Genomic DNA, 14722 nt, shown 5'->3' on the forward strand with positions numbered 1-14722 from the left:
GTGGACATCCGTGGGCGGCCGCGTGGTGCACTCCCTGACGACCGGCGAAACCACCTCTCGCAGTGGCTCCTTCGTGGTCATCGTGCCCGGCCTCGGCCTGCCCTTCTACACGCTTCCGACGGCGCGCGCCGTCCGTGCGCGCGGCCTCGACTGTGCGGTGCTCGACCTGCCGGGCTTCGGGTCGAGCCGGCCGTGGCCCACGAGCCCCAACATCCACGCCGTCGGGATGACCGCCGCGCGATGGGTCGAGTCCCAGGCACCCGACCGCCCCGTGGTCGTGCTCGGCCACTCGACCGGCGCCCAGGCCGCCCTGACCGCGGGTCTCGCGCTCAGCGCCCACCGCCGCGACCTCGCCGTCGTGCTGGCCGGACCGACCTTCGCCCCACGACAGCGACGGCTGCTGCGGCTGGCGGTGGCCGCGCCGTTCGCCTACAGCCACGACAGCCCGTACGAGATCAATCCAGCCGAGATCCTCCGCGGTTGGACCGGCATCATCGCGATGCTCCACTCGGGGCTCCGTGACGCGGCCGAACGTCGCATCGCCGGCCTGCCGGTGCCGCTCACCCTGACGGCAGGCGCCGACGACTCGTTCGCTCCTCTCGAGTGGCTCGACGCGCTCGCCCAGTCCGCCTGCAGCGCACCGCGCCTGCGCACGTCGCTGCTCAGCGGTTCGCACAACAACCTCTACACCCATCCGGACGAGGTCGCCGACCTCGTCGTCCTCGCCGCCGAGGACGCAGCGAAGGCACCCCCACCCTGACCTTCCGCGACTGAGTCACCCGACGCCCCAACGCAGAGGGGTCGCCCGGTCACCGCGTCCTGGGCCAGTGTCCCGACCGGATGCCTCCGTGGCTTGCCGGCCACCCTCAGCGGTCTCAGCCACCTCTCTGGCACGGTGGGCCCATGCCGACCTACACGTCGTACGACGGGACCCAGCTCGCCTACCGCGTCGAGGGTGAGGGTGAGCCCCTCGTCGTATGGCCCGGCGGGCCGGCCCGCGACCCCGCCTACCTCGGCGCGCACGACAGTCAGGGGACGCTGGGCGGCCTCGCCGACGCGGCCGGCCGCTCACTCGTGGTGCCCGACCCCCGCGGCACGGGCGCCTCGAGGCGCCCGGAGGACCCGGCGGCATACGCGGCGCCCCGCCTCGCCGACGACCTCGAGGCGCTGCGCCGGCACCTCGGGCTCGAGACGTTCGACCTGCTGGGGCACTCGGCCGGGGGCTACGTCACCCAGCTGTATGCCGCCCAGCATCCGGAGCGCGTGCGCCGGCTCATCCTCGTCACCCCCTCCAGCAGCCTGGAGGTCTCCGACGCCGAGTGGGCGGCTCGCGTGCAGCAGCGGGCGGGCGAGCCGTGGTTCGCCGAGGCGAGCGCCGCCCTCGAGGCAGAGGAGCCCACTCCCGCCACCCGGCAGGCGATGTCGCCGTTCTTCTACGGAGCCTGGACGCAGGCAGCCCGGGACCACGCCGCATCTGACGGTGCCCAGAGGAACGGGGAGGGCACGGCGGCCTTCTGGGCCGGCCTCCCCGAGGACGAGGAGGTCATCCGTGCGCTCGGCGCCCTGCCGGCCCCGGTGCGGGTCGTCGTCGGCGAGGTCGACCTCATGCCCGGCCCCGAGCTGGGCGAGCGCATCGCGGCCTTGTTCCCGAACGGCCGGTGCATCGTGCAGAGAGGGGCCGCGCACTTCCCCTGGGTCGACGACCCTGCGCTGTTCGCGACGCTCGTCAGCGAGGCACTGGCCGACTGAACGCCGTCGTCAGGTCGCCGGCGCGGGATCGCGACCCTGCCAGGTGCACACACACGCCTCGTTACCCTCCGGGTCGGCGAGGATCCAGAAGGCCGGGGCGCGCGAGTCGGAGACCAGGTGGCCGCCGGCAGCGAGAGCGCGCTCGATGCGACCCTGCGCCTCGTCGTGGGCGACCGTGACGTCGAGGTGGATCCGGTTGCGTTGCGGCCGCGGCTCGTCCATCTGCTGGAACCACAGGGCAGGACCCAGGTGTCGTGGGTCGCGCAGGTCATTGCGGTCGACGACGTCCCAGCCGAGCACGGCGTCCCAGAAGGGGCGCACGGCGTCGATGTCCATCGCGTCGATGGCGATCTCGACGACGGTGAGGCTGCCGGGTTCGGAGGCGAGCCCCATCTCGCCGACCACGGCGTCAAGGGCTCGGCCGAGCGAGATGTCGTCGTCGGTGACGCCGTCACGCGGCCCGGTCGACACGGCGAGGTGCACCGCGTCACCGCGCACGTCGATGTCGGGCTGGCGACCGCGCGAGGCGGCCACGGCACCGATCCTGGCCACGAGGTCGAACGCGGTCGCGGCGTCCGGCACGCCCACGGTCAGGTGCATCCGTTGGAGCAGGAACCGCCACGTGGGCAGCGCATCAGAGGCCGCTTGGCGCGAGAGCTTCTCTGGCATGTCCCGACCGTAGCCGTCACCCCCGACGGTCACCGACACGTCACCGAGGACGCCGCGCCCCTGCGTTGGGCTTCGGTGAGCCGCCGTCGTTGCGCTCCGGCGGCCCCCGGGGTCTAGCGTCGAGAGGGTGACTGACACCTTCCAGATGGCAGACCGCACCGTTCGACGCATCGGCCTCGGCGCCATGCAGCTTCCCGGGCCCGGTGTCTTCGGGCCGCCTCGTGACCGCGGCGAGGCGCTGCGGGTGCTCCGTCGCGCCGTCGAGCTCGGGGTGAACCACATCGACACCGCGCAGTACTACGGGCCCGACGTGTCGAACGAGCTGATCCGTTCGGCGCTGCACCCCTACCCCGACGACCTGGCGATCGTGTCGAAGGTCGGCGCGCTGCGCGACGAGAAGGGCGGCTGGAGGTCGGCGCAGCAGCCGGCCGAGCTGCGGGCCGGAGTCGAGGCGAACCTGCGCGCGCTCGACATCGACCACCTCACAGCGGTGAACCTGCGGCTCATGGGCGAGCAGGGCCCGAGCGAAGTGGCCCTGGAGGACCAGCTCGCGGAGATGGTGGCGCTGCGCGAGGAGGGCAAGATCGCCGGCATCGGCATCTCGACGGTCTCGGCCACGCAGTTCGCCGCAGCCCGCGCGATCACCGAGATCGCGTGCGTGCAGAACGCGTTCAGCCTCGTCGACCAGTCGGACGCCGAGGTGCTGGATGCGTGCACAGCCGCAGGGATCGCGTACGTGCCGTACTTCCCGCTCGGTTCTGCCTTCCCGCAGATGCCCAAGGTCGTCGACCAGCCCGGCGTCCAGGCGGTCGCTGCCCGTCTCGGGGTGCCGGCGGCTCGGGTCGGGCTGGCGTGGCTGCTCGCTCGCGCCGAGAACGTGCTGCTCATTCCCGGCATCTCGTCAGTGGCGCACCTGGAGGACAATCTGGCGGTCGCCGGGCTCCGGCTCGGGCCCGACGACCTCGCAGAGCTCGACGGGGTGGCCGCCTGACCTCGCGGCTGTGCCTCAGCGGCGGGTGAGCAGGACGACGGGAATGACCCGGTCGGTCTTCTTCTCGTAGTCGGCGAACCGGGGTAGCGCCTCTTCTGCTCCTGCCAGATCGGCTCGCGCTCCTCGGGCGAGAGCACTCGGGCGTGCACGTCGATGGTCTCGGTGCCGATCTCGGCCGAGACGGTCGGAGGGCCCTTGAGGTTTATGACGAGGGCTGCTGAGACGTCTGCAGCGTCGTCGACCTGAACCGGCCGCACGGCCACGTCGTATTCATTCAGTCGACGGGGATCACGGTTAGCCGCGTCCGGGTCCAGCGGTCCCCGCAAGGGAGGCGGAACGAGCGACTCGTGCGCGCCAATGGTTACCAACCTGCACTGGACGGGGTCCGTGGTGCAGCCATTCTCCTGGTCCTCGGTCAGCACGCCCCCACCAGGCCGCTCATCGACGGCTTCGTCGGTGTGACGGTGTTCTTCTGCCTGTCGGGGTATCTCATCACCACCCTGTTGCTCCGCGAACTGCAGACAGGCACGATCGATGTCCGGGCGTTCTATCGCCGGCGCGCGGCGCGCCTCTACCCGGCACTGGTGACCGTCGCAGTGGCGACCGTCGCGGTGCTGCTCGTGGGTCGACACGATCTGAGTGTCGGGCAGGTTCTCGCACCCGCTGGCGCTGCTGCCACCTACACGACGAGCGTCTTCGACTGGGCGGGCCACCCTTTCGCCACCCAGGACTACTTCAACTACACCTGGACGCTCTCCGTCGAAGAGCAGTTCTACCTGTTGTGGCCGTTCGCGCTGCTCTGGGGCTACCGGCGCAGTCCTCGGCTGTTCGCCGCACTCACCATCTCGCTCATCGGAATCACTGCGACCCTCGACCTCGTCCTCGGCCTCACCCAGGAAATCCTGTTCGACCAGCACGAGTACGTCGGGACCGACACCAATGCGCTGCCGATCCTGGTCGGCTCGCTGCTCGCGGTTGTCGTTCACAACGGCTGGCTGCCAAGGGCGACAGGGCATCTTGCGTCCTTTGCGATGGTGGCCGTGGCCCTCCTGCCTGTCCTGGCACACCGCAACGACACGAATCACACGTCGTTGGTGATCGTGGCGGGGACAGTGCTGACGCTGGTGCTGCTCACCGGTGTCGTGATGCAGCCGAGTTCGACGGTTGGTGTGCTGCTGGCGAGCGCTCCACTGCGATGGCTCGGCGAGCGGGCGTACTCGATCTATCTCTGGAACGTCCTCGCGCGAATAGCGATACTCAACCTGTTCGGACATTCCGCACTCGGTGATGTCGCGTGGATCGCCCTGTTCGTGGTTCTGGCCGAGGCGAGCTTCAGATTCGTCGAGCGCCCGTTGCGCGCCCGATTCTCACGGAGATCGGGTGCCCACGGCCGGCTGCTTCACACAACGACTCAGGCGGCACCTGACATCGGGCGTGCCTAGAAGACTGCGAAGACCGACTTGCTGACGAAGAATCCGTGTCGGGACTGCGAAGCCCAGCAGGACAGGCCTCGCTCTTCGCTGAGACAGAGGACTCCGTGTTTCAGCGTGTTCACGGTGCCGTATTCGAGTTTGTGCGCATTGGTGAGAAGGACGGCCGGCGGAGGGTCGCCCCGACAGGCCCCCAACGTCGTGAGTGGCACCGAGAAGTCGATCTCGTTCGCGGCCCAGTCGACGTCGCAGTCAGCGGGCTTGGCTGGGGTCGCGAAGTCTGCCTTCTCCACGACACACGAGAGATTCTCGAACTCGTCGGTGCACGTGATGTTGCCACTGGGTGTGACGAAGTCTCGCAAGGCAACGTTCTTGGCGTCCCGGCCGGGCTGCGGGGGGAACTGGCCGGCAGCCACCGGACCTGGACTCGGAGTTGCGGTGACGGTGCGAGTGACCGTGACCGTGGCCGTGGCCGTGGCCGTGGCCGGGAACACCGGTTGCTGTCCTTGTGAACAGCCGCTTGGAAGCACCACGAACAGGGCCACCACCGGGACCACGATGCCTCGTCGGCTCACGCTCACATCCTAGGCATTCCGGCTGAGCCGGCTGGCGTTCCGCCCTCACGGACCGCGCGCACAGTTCTCTAGGCCTGTCAGCCCGTCAGCCCATCAGCCCGTCAGCCCGTCAGCCCATCAGCCCGTCAGCCCATCAGCCCATCAGCCCATCGGCATCGTCTGGCCGGAGGGGATCGTCAGGCCAGGCAGTGCGTGGGGCGCGGCCACCAGGAGAACGCCGAGGGTCAGCAGGACTGCTGCCGTCGCAAAGGTGAGACCGCGACGCCAAGGGAGTGTCTTCTCCACCGCGATCAGGCCCGCCACGAACGCCATCCAGGTGATGCTCATCACTCCCAGTGCGAACAGAGAGGCCATCAGGGCCCAACAGCACCCCACGCACCAGGCGCCGTTTCGCATGCCCATTCGTACGGCGCCCGCGTATCCCCCGCGCCACGAACCCAGGAGCGTGCCCAGTGGGCTGCGGCACTTGGCCAGGCACACGTTCTTGAGCGGAGTGACCTCGTAGACAGCGGCCACCACGAGGGTCGCCGCGGCGACACTGCGACCCGCGTGCTCCCAGCTGAGGGCATCACCGAAGACAGCTGTGACGAGCAGGCCCACGCCGTAGGCGACAAGTCCGGCGCCCGCCCACGTGAGGAGATAGCCGCCGGTGAACAGCCACGGCGACACCGGTGAGCTCTTCCGGGTGACCTTGGCGTAGAGGGCGATCGTGGGCGCCACCGAGGGCAGCATCATCGCGGCCATCATCACGACCCAGATGGTCAGGAACCACCCGAGGGTCCCCAAGCTCGTCCAGGGTCCGGCATCCATGCCCTGCATGGCGCGTGCGGCCCAGATCCAGCCGAGCGTGGCCACCACGAACAGCGCGGCGACGAGACCGAGCCGGGCGCGCGCAGCCGCATACGCAGGCGCCAGACCTGCGCTCTCGCGCGGCGCGGCGGACGCTCCCATCGGGGTCAGGCGGCCCAGGAGAACTCGGACGTCGACAACCCGGTCTTGCCCTCGTAGGAGATCCCGAAGGCGTTGATGTTGGTGCGCCTCGCCTGTGCCATGGTGAGATCCGGTGCGACGGGATGGCCCATGCCGCTGAATCGCACCGGTTCACCGGTTTCCACCCCGAACGGGACGATGTCCTCGATCTCGAAGTCGACGGTGTCGCCGACCCGGACGCTGTGAACCAGGCCGTCGTCCCTCACCTCGATCGTGGCGCGCTCCACGCCGACGACCTCACCGACGAGCGGTGCGAGCGCACCCATCGGCCCACCCAGCTGGCCTCCGAAGACCTTGACGAGCTTGTCGAACTGGTCATCACTGGCCTCGTCGTCGACGTAGACACCCAGACGCCAGTTGCCCTCCGTCATCACCTTCGGGGTGTCGGCAACCAGCACGACCCTCCGACCAGAGATGTCCGTGCCCTCGACCGTCCCCTCACGGATGTTGAAGGCGAAGGTGACCCGGCAGTAGTCATAGGTGGCGCCGTGGTCCAAGGAGAGATTGCAGGGACACATCAGTTCGCACGAGCAGGTCTCGACATAGCTGCCGGTCAGATTCCAAGCCATCGCGGCGCTCCTTCCTCAGTCTTCCAGTCTCGCCATCGCCGCAAGGGCCGTCAATGGCCCGGACGCCGACCACACACCGCCAAAGGCGAGCGAGCACTGGGACAGCGAGGCGCTCGCGCCAGCGATCAGGCAGTCCACGCGAATCGGGGACAGGCGCGCAGGTCCGAGGTACGTTGCCGGCGGCGGCACGCAAGGCTCGCCACGATTCGTACAGGGACTGCTGACTGCACATGGCTGTTGTGTTCAACCCCCCGCCGGGGTGGCCCGCTCCTTCTCCTGGCTGGGAGCCGCCCTCCGGGTGGCTGCCTGACCCGTCCTGGCCACCGGCCCCGCCCGGCTGGGAGTTCTGGAGTCAGGTGGCTCAGACACCGGCTGGTGCTCCTGTCCGCGCTGGGGATTCGACCGCTCCGGTGTCGGGGAGCGGCGACGCGTACGGGACCGTGCGACCGCTGCGTCCACCGTGGGTCGATGCTGCCGCCGGCGGACCCCGACCCTCCGCGCCCGGTGTCGCCTCACTGGGTCCGGACACGGGCGGTGTGGGCAACGACCGGGCACCGAAGGCGTCGCTGTTGGGGTGGGGTGGCCTGACTGTCTGTGCCCTGCTCGGTCTCACCTCCGGCGTCGGTGGCGCGCTGCTGTTCGCGGGACTGTTCACCTTCGTGGTCGCTGCCGTGGCCCTCGCCCGCGGACGTGTGCGTTGGGCGCACCTGGCCAGCCGCTCCTCTGGCGTCGCGGCGCTCGTCGCATCCATCGCCGCCATGTCGATCGGTGTGGCGAACATGCCTGCCGTGCCGATCTCCGCGAACCCGACGCCCGCCCAGTCGGCATCCCCGTCAGCCGCACCGGCCGACGAGACCCTCCCCACGTCGTCCACCCCGGTGGACAGGAGCGCCGTGGCCACGCCCAGCCAGACGGTCACGACCACGATCGAGACGGACCCGCTCCTCACCTCGATCAGCTCAGCGCCGCCCGGGTCGGCACTGGCCATGGTGGGTACGCTCCTCGTCCGGGGACGCGGCCCGATGACCGGCTACTCCCGGGCGGCGTTCGGCGCCGCCTGGACCGACGTCGACCGCAACGGCTGCGACCAGCGCAACGACACCCTCCGACGCGACCTGCGAGCGATCACCGTCAAAGCCGACACCAACGGCTGCGCCGTGATGACCGGCACGCTGAAGGACCCGTACACCGGCGCCACGCTGGCCTTCGCGCGCACGGCCCGCACGTCGACGGTGCAGATCGACCACGTGGTGGCGCTCGCCGACGCCTGGGCCAAGGGCGCCGCTGGGTGGCCACAGTCCCAGCGGACGGCGTTCGCCAACGACACGCTCAACCTGGTCGCCGTCTCGTCGACAGTGAACGCGTCCAAGGGCGGCGGTGATGCGGCGACGTGGCTGCCGCCGGCCAAGGCGTACCGGTGCGCGTACGTCGCGCGGCAGGTCGCGGTCAAGGCCAAGTACCACCTCGCAGTGACCCACGCCGAACGGGTTGCGTTGGCGACGACGCTGAGCACCTGCGTCGACACGACCCCACCCGTGGTCACTGTGGCGAAGCTCGGCGGGTTCCCGCTCTACTCGCCACCGGCACCGAAGCCGGCACCGAAGCCGGCACCCAATCCGACACCGAAGCCCGTGGTGAAGCCGGCGCCCAAGCCGGCGCCGCAACCCTCGAAGCCGGCGCCCGAGCCCGCAGGCCCGTCCCGCGTCCAGGGGGTGCGCCCGGGGTCCTTCTGCTCACCGGAAGGGGCGCTTGGCTACACCAACAAGGGCACGCTGATGCGGTGCTCGTACAAGTCCGGCGACACCCGTGCCCGCTGGCGTTCGGCCTGAGGAGGCGACGATGACGTCATCCAGCCAGACGACCATGCCACCCACGCCCGGCTCCCGGCAGGTGCGGTGATGGGGCTCGGCGTCTCCTTCAGGATCGCCCCGGGCGTCCGCGTCCGAGCCTCCAGCCGGGGAGTACGCGCGAGCGTGGGCCCCCGGGTCGCACGCGTACACGTCGGCGCCGGCCGCACGCGTGTCTCGACCGGTGCCGGACCGGTGACCCTGTCCGGCACCCTCGGAGGTGGCGCACGCCGGGCCCCGTCCCGAGCCACGCCCATGCATTCGAACGGCGCGTCGTCACGACCCCGACAGCCCACCGTCGCCCAGCTGCAGGCGCAAGCCCGAGCCGCCGAGCGCGCGCAGCAGGTCGCAGCGGTCGCAGCACTCGAACGGTCCCTGACCAGCCTGCACCACGCGACCTTCCCTGAGTCGACCCGGCAGATCCTTCCCATCCCAGCAGCGCCCGCGAGCGGCGATGTCGAGACCATTCGACGCGAGCTCTACCGGACAGCCACGGCTGGCGTGCCGATCTGGAAGCGTGAGGACCGCACGAGGGCCAAGGCGTGGGCGAACCACCAGGCGCCGGCTGAGGCCGAACGGCGCCACACCGGCGCACTCGTCGGCGTGCAATGGGAACAGTCCCAGCTCGACCAGGGCTGGGACGCGCTGCGCAACCATGACGCCCTCACGGTCATCGAAGCCGTCGACGACGCGTTCGCCGACAACGCCAGCGACTCGACGTGCGTCGACGCCGGAACCGTCCCCGAGACCGGGGCCCGCTATCTCACGGCCGTCGTCAGCTACGGCGACATCGACCTGATCCCCGAGCACCGGTCCGACCGGACACCGGGCGGGAAACCGACGCTGCGCAAGCGGACCAAGACCGACCGCAACGCCCTCTACGCCGAGTCGCTGGCCTCGACGGTGCTCGCTACCGCCAAGGAGGCCCTCGCCGTGGCCATCGGTGCCACCGAGGCACGCGTACTCGTCGTGCGTCCGCTCGGCGCCGGGAACGTCGAGCCCATCTACGCCGGCACGCTGCGTCGTGACTTCCTCGCGCAGCGCGACTGGCGCGACATGGACCCGCTCGCGGTGGCGATGAACGCCGAGAACGCGCAGATGCTGCGCAAGGGAAGCACCCGCGAGGTCGTCGGCCTTGCCGTGGAGCCCGACTCGCCGGCCGCCCACCTGCTCGAGGCCTGGTCGCAGGCGGTTCCCGAGCAGGACCCGCCCTCTCCCGCCGACTGGCTTCCCACCGATGTCCGCGGAGCCCGGGGGCGTGCCACCTGAGCCCGGCGCAGGCTGGGGCCAGTCAGACGACGAGGTGCTGACGGCCGTCCAACAGTTCACGTGCCGCGTCGAGGTGGCCCGCGTGCACGGATGTCTCGACCAGGACATGGACCACGACGCTCCGCAGATCCGGGAACGAGAGCCCGGCCTCAGCCCACCAGTCCTCAGGCTGCCGAGGGGCATCGTCGAAGTGACGGGCGGCGATGATCTCGTCGGCACTGACGATGGCCGAGCGGTAGGCCTCGATCACGGCCGCGGCCGGCTCTTCCGGACCCACCAGCCAGTCCCCGTTGTCTCCCTCGGGCCAGAAGTCCAGGGGCTCTCCAGCCACGACCACCTCGAACCAGTACCGCTCGTCCGACAGGGTGAGGTGGCGCACCAGACCGAGGCAGGACCAGCCGGACGGCAGCACCGAGCGGTGCAGCTGCTCGTCGGAGAGTCCCTCCAGCTGCGCCAGGACGTGGGCACGCTGACCCGTGAGGCGGCTGAGCAACAGGGCGCGTTCGGCGCGAGCCTCATCGGTGGCGGGACCCATGCTGCGACCCTAACCAAACGGGCCCGCGGGGACCTGAGCTCCCTACCCCCGCGACGGATCTCGTTCCGGCGCAGCACGAAGGCCCAGAAGCCACCGCAACCCGAAGGCGCGTGCACGCGCCCCCGTCAGTGGTGGTGGCAGGGGACGGCGCCCGCGTCCACCGGCTCGCCGGTGACGGCCCACTGCGCGGTGGGCCGACCCTCGACCCGCCACTGGTGCTGACCGGACGGGATCCGGGGCCACCCGGCCGGGCTGTCCTCCCAGGCCTCCTGGCGACCGAAGACGGTGAGGTCCATGAGCCCGTAGCTCCACAGGCCGGCCTCGGTGCCGCGGTCGGTCGTCCAGTACGTCTCGTACACGAGGTCGTCGTCGTCGCGTACGTAGCAGGCGTGGAACCCGAACTCCCGTCCGGCGACCAGCGAGCCCGCGTCGCGGGCCGAGTACCAGGGCGTCGTGTACCGCAGGTACTCCGCGTACGGGCTGCTCTCTGCGTAGTCGCCCTCACAGAAGACGGCCACGGTGATGTCGCGGGCGTGGAGGTACTCGGGACGCTGCAGCTGCGACGCGCAGAACGTGCAGCCCTCGCACTGCTGGGGCCACGGCATCCCGTCGTGCCACATGTGGAAGTACGCGAGCAGCACCCGTCGCCCCTCGAAGACATCGAGGATCGGGGTGGGGCCGGCGGGGCCGATGACCGACGCGTCCGCCGGCACCTGCACCATCGGCAGTCGGCGACGCTCGGCGGCCAGGGCGTCGCCGGCCCTGGTGTGGGCCTTCTCGCGGACGAGCAGGTCGGACAGCTGCTGCTGCCAGGAGTCGCGGTCGACGACGTCGGGGTAGGCCTGCGGCTCGACCGGACGCGCCGGCAGGCGGCGGGCGCTCATCGGGTCGGCTCCGTCGCGAGGGCCATCACGGCGGAGACCATCCCGACGGGCGGCCCGTCGCCCTGCCGTGTCCACACGATCTGCGTCCCGTGGGCCGATGACACCACACCTTCGACTATGTTTTCCATAGTTGCTATGATTAACATAGTTCCGGTCCCATCGGGAGGGGTCTCGTGGCAAAGGCCACCTACGCACAGCTCGGCGACGCGTGCGCGACGGCCCACGCCATGGAGCTGATCGGCAGTCGGTGGACCTACCCGATCCTGCGCGAGCTGATGCTCGGGCCGAAGCGCTTCAACGAGCTCCTCGTCACCGTGCGGGGCATCACGCCGGCCGTCCTGAGCGGCCGGCTGCGCGAGCTCGCCGCCACCGGGCTCGTGGAGCCAGAGCCGGGCGACCCTGTCTCGCAACACGTGTACGCGCTGACGCCTTGGGCCCGCGAGCTCGGGCCGGTCCTGCGCGAGCTTGGCCGATGGGCGCAGTCCTCCCCGGTCCGTGAGACGGCCGGCGGCCTGACCCCAGACGCAGCGGTGCAGGCCATGCTCACCATGGCCAGGCCCGACCTCGCGCCCGCGGAGGGAGAGCTTCAGCTGTGCCTGCGCGATGAGCGAGTCTCCGCTGTCGAGCATCCCTACCGTCTCCGCTGGGATGCCTCCGAGCTGCGCGCGGAGCGTGGCGCGTGGCCTCAGCCCGCGACGACAGTGAGGGCCGACTCCTCCATCTGGGCCGAGATCCTCTTCGCCGGTCGTCCCGTGGAGGGGAACGCGGAGATCTCGGGTGAGTCGACGGTGGTCGAAGCCCTCCTCGCCTGCTTCCCCGCGGCGGCGTCGCCCGCGTAGACGTGGCGCACAGCTGCGACGTCCGCGTCGGCGCTGGCCATGGCCTGTCAGCGTTCAGTGGTGCAGAGCCGGTGCGTGAGGGCGGCGCCGCCTCAAGGGTTCCCCGGGATTGGGGTTGGGACCAAGTGGCGGCGCCGTCGAGGGCCTCATACCCACAATGCCCGAAATATCCCTATTCATGGGGAAGGTAGAACCGCCTGTCGCGAGTGTTCAGCTGCGGATGGCCACGACGACCCTTCCGTTGCGCAGCGAGCCCTGCACGTCGAGGGGCAGGTCGAGGCCGGCGGCGAGGGTGAGGAGATCGTCATCGGCGCCCACGCGAAAGCCGTTGTCGCGGAGCAGCTTCCGCATGCTGCTGGGCCGCCACAGTGAACGCCAGGGCTCCGCTGCCAAGGGATCCGGCGCTCTCGTGAGCCGCAGGACGAGTCGCATCGCTCTTCGCATGAGACTGACCCAGACGGACCTCGCCTGGTAGTTGACGACGAGCCGGCTGCCCGGCGCGCACAGCTCGGCGACCTGGGCGACGACAGATCGCACGTCGGCGGCGTCCAGGTAGGGCACGACTCCCTCCCAGACCCACGTGGACACCACCTGACGCTCGAAGCCCGCGTCCACCAGGGGCGGGCTCAGCGCCGCAGTCGCGAGATCGATCTCGACCGCAGAGAACCGCAAGGCGGTCGGAGCGCGGTCGCCGATCCGGCGCACCTTGTCCCGCTGCGAGGCCGGATGGTCGACCTCGAACACGGTGACGTGCGCGAGCTCGGGCATCCGCCAGGCGCGGGCGTCGAGGCCCGCGCCGAGAACCACCAGCTGCTCCGCGCCGTGTTCACGGATCGCATCGTCGATCGCGACGGTCCGCGGCACCATCACCATGCCGGTCCTGCGGACCATTTCGTACGCCATCCGCTCGGCCCTCGCAGCCGGGACGTCCTCAGCACGTACGCGATCCACGACCGCGCGTTCTGCAAGGTCGAGCAGCTCCACCGCGAGGGGGTCACTGAACCGGCCCACGGCGTAACGACCGTCAGCGGCGGCGCGACCTTGGCAGACCAGTACCGCCGTCGAGCTTGCCGCGCCCAGTGCCATGGAGCCATCCTGCCCGGCCGCATCCCCGCTCGCCCACGTCCGCGCCACGGGCACAAGCAAAGTATCCAGCCCGACCTTCCGGGGGGCGTCGCGCCGGCCGCACGCCGATGCCCTTCTCAGGAAGCCGGGCGAGGGCGAGAATGGGGAGGTGTTCATCACGCCCGTGAGCGAGGACGATGCCGAGGGCGACCTCGCCGCGTACTACCGGAGCCAACGCGCCGCCTGGGGCTTCCTCCCGAACTACGCCGCGGCATTCTCGACTCGACCCGACGTGGCGCAGGCGTGGAACGCGCTCAACGCGGCCATCCGCGACGGCATGGATCGGCGCCGGTTCGAGATCGCCACGATCGCCGCCGCCCGGGCGCGGCGGTCGACCTACTGCACTGCAGCACATTCGAAGTTCCTGAGGGACGTCTGCGGTGACGAGGCCACGATGCAGTCCATCACCGAGCAGCCCGACGGGGCGGCGCTCAGCGATCAGGACCGGGCGGTCTACGAGTTCGCCGCGAAGGTCGCCGCCGACGCGGCCTCGGTCGACACTCAGGATGTCAACCGCCTCCGAGCCGCCGGGCTCACCGACCCCGAGATCGCTGATGTCGTCTTCGCCTCATCGGCTCGATGCTTCTTCACCGCCGTGTTGGACGGACTCGGCGCCCAGCTGGACATCCAGACTGCGGGGACGTTCCCGGACGACCTGCTGAACTCCATGGTGGTCGGCCGCCCCGTCGCACCACGTGGCTAGACCGGATTCGCCTGCGTCACAACGCCGGCGGACCATCCGGCCGCGACCAAGCGATCGCGACGAGCCTGCGCAGCACGTCGAGATCGACGTCGTCGAGCTTCTTGATGTAGACGCACCCGGCGCCCTCGGTGTACGTCCCCAGAGAGGGCAGCAACGTTGCTCCCTCCGGCAGGTCCTTCAGCCCGTACAGCGACAGCTGCGCCTTGCGCGGTGAGAAGCCGGTCCTGGGCCACTCACCCCGGACGCGCGGGTTGGTGGGCGACACTGTGCGATAGCTGCCGTAGCCGACGATGGACTGCCCCCAGAGGACCGGCTCCGCGCCCGTCACCTCGTGAAAGATCCCAGCGAGACGCAGACCGTCCTCCCGTCGCCGGGACGGCGTGGCCGCGTCGAGGAAGTCGCCGACACTCGCACCCGTCGGCACCGTCTTCGGTTCACCCATCGAGTCAGTGTGCCATTCGACCAATCGTGCGGTCCGGTGACGCTCGGGCCCGCAGCCGAACGCATACGGAGCGAGTTCGCCTCGCGGGCGCAGGAACTCCCATCG

The 14722-nt window shown here is 70.3% G+C and carries 16 protein-coding genes; 8 read left to right on the forward strand and 8 right to left on the reverse strand.

The window, feature by feature from the left end:
* Positions 1 to 10 precede the first annotated feature (10 nt).
* Both AB4091_RS04760 and AB4091_RS04765 read left to right on the forward strand, forming a co-directional pair.
* Positions 11 to 760: an alpha/beta fold hydrolase gene (locus AB4091_RS04760; RefSeq protein WP_442290575.1), complete on the forward strand. Its 750-nt coding sequence runs from the start codon at positions 11 to 13 to the stop codon at positions 758 to 760.
* A 143-nt stretch (positions 761 to 903) separates the two neighbouring features.
* Complete coding sequence (locus AB4091_RS04765; RefSeq protein WP_442290576.1) at positions 904 to 1749, forward strand: alpha/beta fold hydrolase; 846 nt, start codon at positions 904 to 906, stop codon at positions 1747 to 1749.
* Between the two features lie 9 nt (positions 1750 to 1758).
* Here AB4091_RS04765 and AB4091_RS04770 read toward each other — a convergent pair whose 3' ends face one another.
* The gene (locus tag AB4091_RS04770; protein ID WP_442290577.1) at positions 1759 to 2418 is read right to left on the reverse strand and encodes a VOC family protein; all 660 of its coding nucleotides are present in this window, start codon (positions 2416 to 2418) and stop codon (positions 1759 to 1761) included.
* 127 nt (positions 2419 to 2545) lie between these two features.
* On the opposite strand from AB4091_RS04770, the gene AB4091_RS04775 reads away from it, so the two are divergent.
* Complete coding sequence (locus AB4091_RS04775; RefSeq protein WP_442290578.1) at positions 2546 to 3409, forward strand: oxidoreductase; 864 nt, start codon at positions 2546 to 2548, stop codon at positions 3407 to 3409.
* 347 nt (positions 3410 to 3756) lie between these two features.
* Positions 3757 to 4851 (forward strand): acyltransferase family protein, encoded by a 1095-nt coding sequence (locus AB4091_RS04780; RefSeq protein WP_442290579.1) that lies wholly within the window; start codon positions 3757 to 3759, stop codon positions 4849 to 4851.
* Here AB4091_RS04780 and AB4091_RS04785 read toward each other — a convergent pair.
* The 3 genes from AB4091_RS04785 to AB4091_RS04795 form a co-directional block, all read right to left on the reverse strand.
* Positions 4848 to 5414: a DUF6636 domain-containing protein gene (locus AB4091_RS04785; protein ID WP_442290580.1), complete on the reverse strand. Its 567-nt coding sequence runs from the start codon at positions 5412 to 5414 to the stop codon at positions 4848 to 4850. The genes AB4091_RS04780 and AB4091_RS04785 overlap by 4 nt on opposite strands.
* 141 nt (positions 5415 to 5555) lie before the next feature.
* On the reverse strand, positions 5556 to 6365 hold the full coding sequence (locus tag AB4091_RS04790; RefSeq protein WP_442290581.1) for a DUF2182 domain-containing protein: 810 nt from the start codon (positions 6363 to 6365) through the stop codon (positions 5556 to 5558).
* A 5-nt stretch (positions 6366 to 6370) separates the two neighbouring features.
* A complete protein-coding gene (locus AB4091_RS04795; protein WP_442290582.1) occupies positions 6371 to 6973 on the reverse strand; it encodes a DUF1326 domain-containing protein in 603 nt (200 codons plus the stop codon).
* 536 nt (positions 6974 to 7509) lie between these two features.
* On the opposite strand from AB4091_RS04795, the gene AB4091_RS04800 reads away from it, so the two are divergent.
* Positions 7510 to 8802 (forward strand): HNH endonuclease family protein, encoded by a 1293-nt coding sequence (locus AB4091_RS04800; RefSeq protein ID WP_442290583.1) that lies wholly within the window; start codon positions 7510 to 7512, stop codon positions 8800 to 8802.
* 273 nt (positions 8803 to 9075) lie between these two features.
* Positions 9076 to 10089: a hypothetical protein gene (locus AB4091_RS04805; protein ID WP_442290584.1), complete on the forward strand. Its 1014-nt coding sequence runs from the start codon at positions 9076 to 9078 to the stop codon at positions 10087 to 10089.
* Between the two features lie 22 nt (positions 10090 to 10111).
* On the opposite strand, the gene AB4091_RS04810 is transcribed toward AB4091_RS04805, so the two are convergent.
* Both AB4091_RS04810 and AB4091_RS04815 read right to left on the reverse strand, forming a co-directional pair.
* Positions 10112 to 10624: a DinB family protein gene (locus AB4091_RS04810; RefSeq protein WP_442290585.1), complete on the reverse strand. Its 513-nt coding sequence runs from the start codon at positions 10622 to 10624 to the stop codon at positions 10112 to 10114.
* A 125-nt stretch (positions 10625 to 10749) separates the two neighbouring features.
* Positions 10750 to 11508 (reverse strand): DUF899 family protein, encoded by a 759-nt coding sequence (locus AB4091_RS04815; RefSeq protein ID WP_442290586.1) that lies wholly within the window; start codon positions 11506 to 11508, stop codon positions 10750 to 10752.
* Positions 11509 to 11681: 173 nt separating this feature from the next.
* Between AB4091_RS04815 and AB4091_RS04820 the strand changes: the two genes are divergently transcribed.
* Positions 11682 to 12347 (forward strand): winged helix-turn-helix transcriptional regulator, encoded by a 666-nt coding sequence (locus AB4091_RS04820; protein ID WP_442290587.1) that lies wholly within the window; start codon positions 11682 to 11684, stop codon positions 12345 to 12347.
* A gap of 210 nt (positions 12348 to 12557) precedes the next feature.
* On the opposite strand, the gene AB4091_RS04825 is transcribed toward AB4091_RS04820, so the two are convergent.
* Positions 12558 to 13589: a class I SAM-dependent methyltransferase gene (locus AB4091_RS04825; protein WP_442291391.1), complete on the reverse strand. Its 1032-nt coding sequence runs from the start codon at positions 13587 to 13589 to the stop codon at positions 12558 to 12560.
* Between AB4091_RS04825 and AB4091_RS04830 the strand changes: the two genes are divergently transcribed.
* Positions 13582 to 14175: a peroxidase-related enzyme gene (locus AB4091_RS04830; RefSeq protein ID WP_442290588.1), complete on the forward strand. Its 594-nt coding sequence runs from the start codon at positions 13582 to 13584 to the stop codon at positions 14173 to 14175. The genes AB4091_RS04825 and AB4091_RS04830 overlap by 8 nt on opposite strands.
* A gap of 16 nt (positions 14176 to 14191) precedes the next feature.
* Here the strand turns inward: AB4091_RS04830 and AB4091_RS04835 are convergent, their stop codons facing one another.
* Positions 14192 to 14617: a DUF1801 domain-containing protein gene (locus tag AB4091_RS04835; RefSeq protein ID WP_442290589.1), complete on the reverse strand. Its 426-nt coding sequence runs from the start codon at positions 14615 to 14617 to the stop codon at positions 14192 to 14194.
* Between the last annotated feature and the right edge of the window lie 105 nt (positions 14618 to 14722).

Source organism: Terrabacter sp. 2RAF25 (assembly GCF_052115265.1).
Classification (GTDB): Bacteria; Actinomycetota; Actinomycetes; order Actinomycetales; family Dermatophilaceae; genus Terrabacter.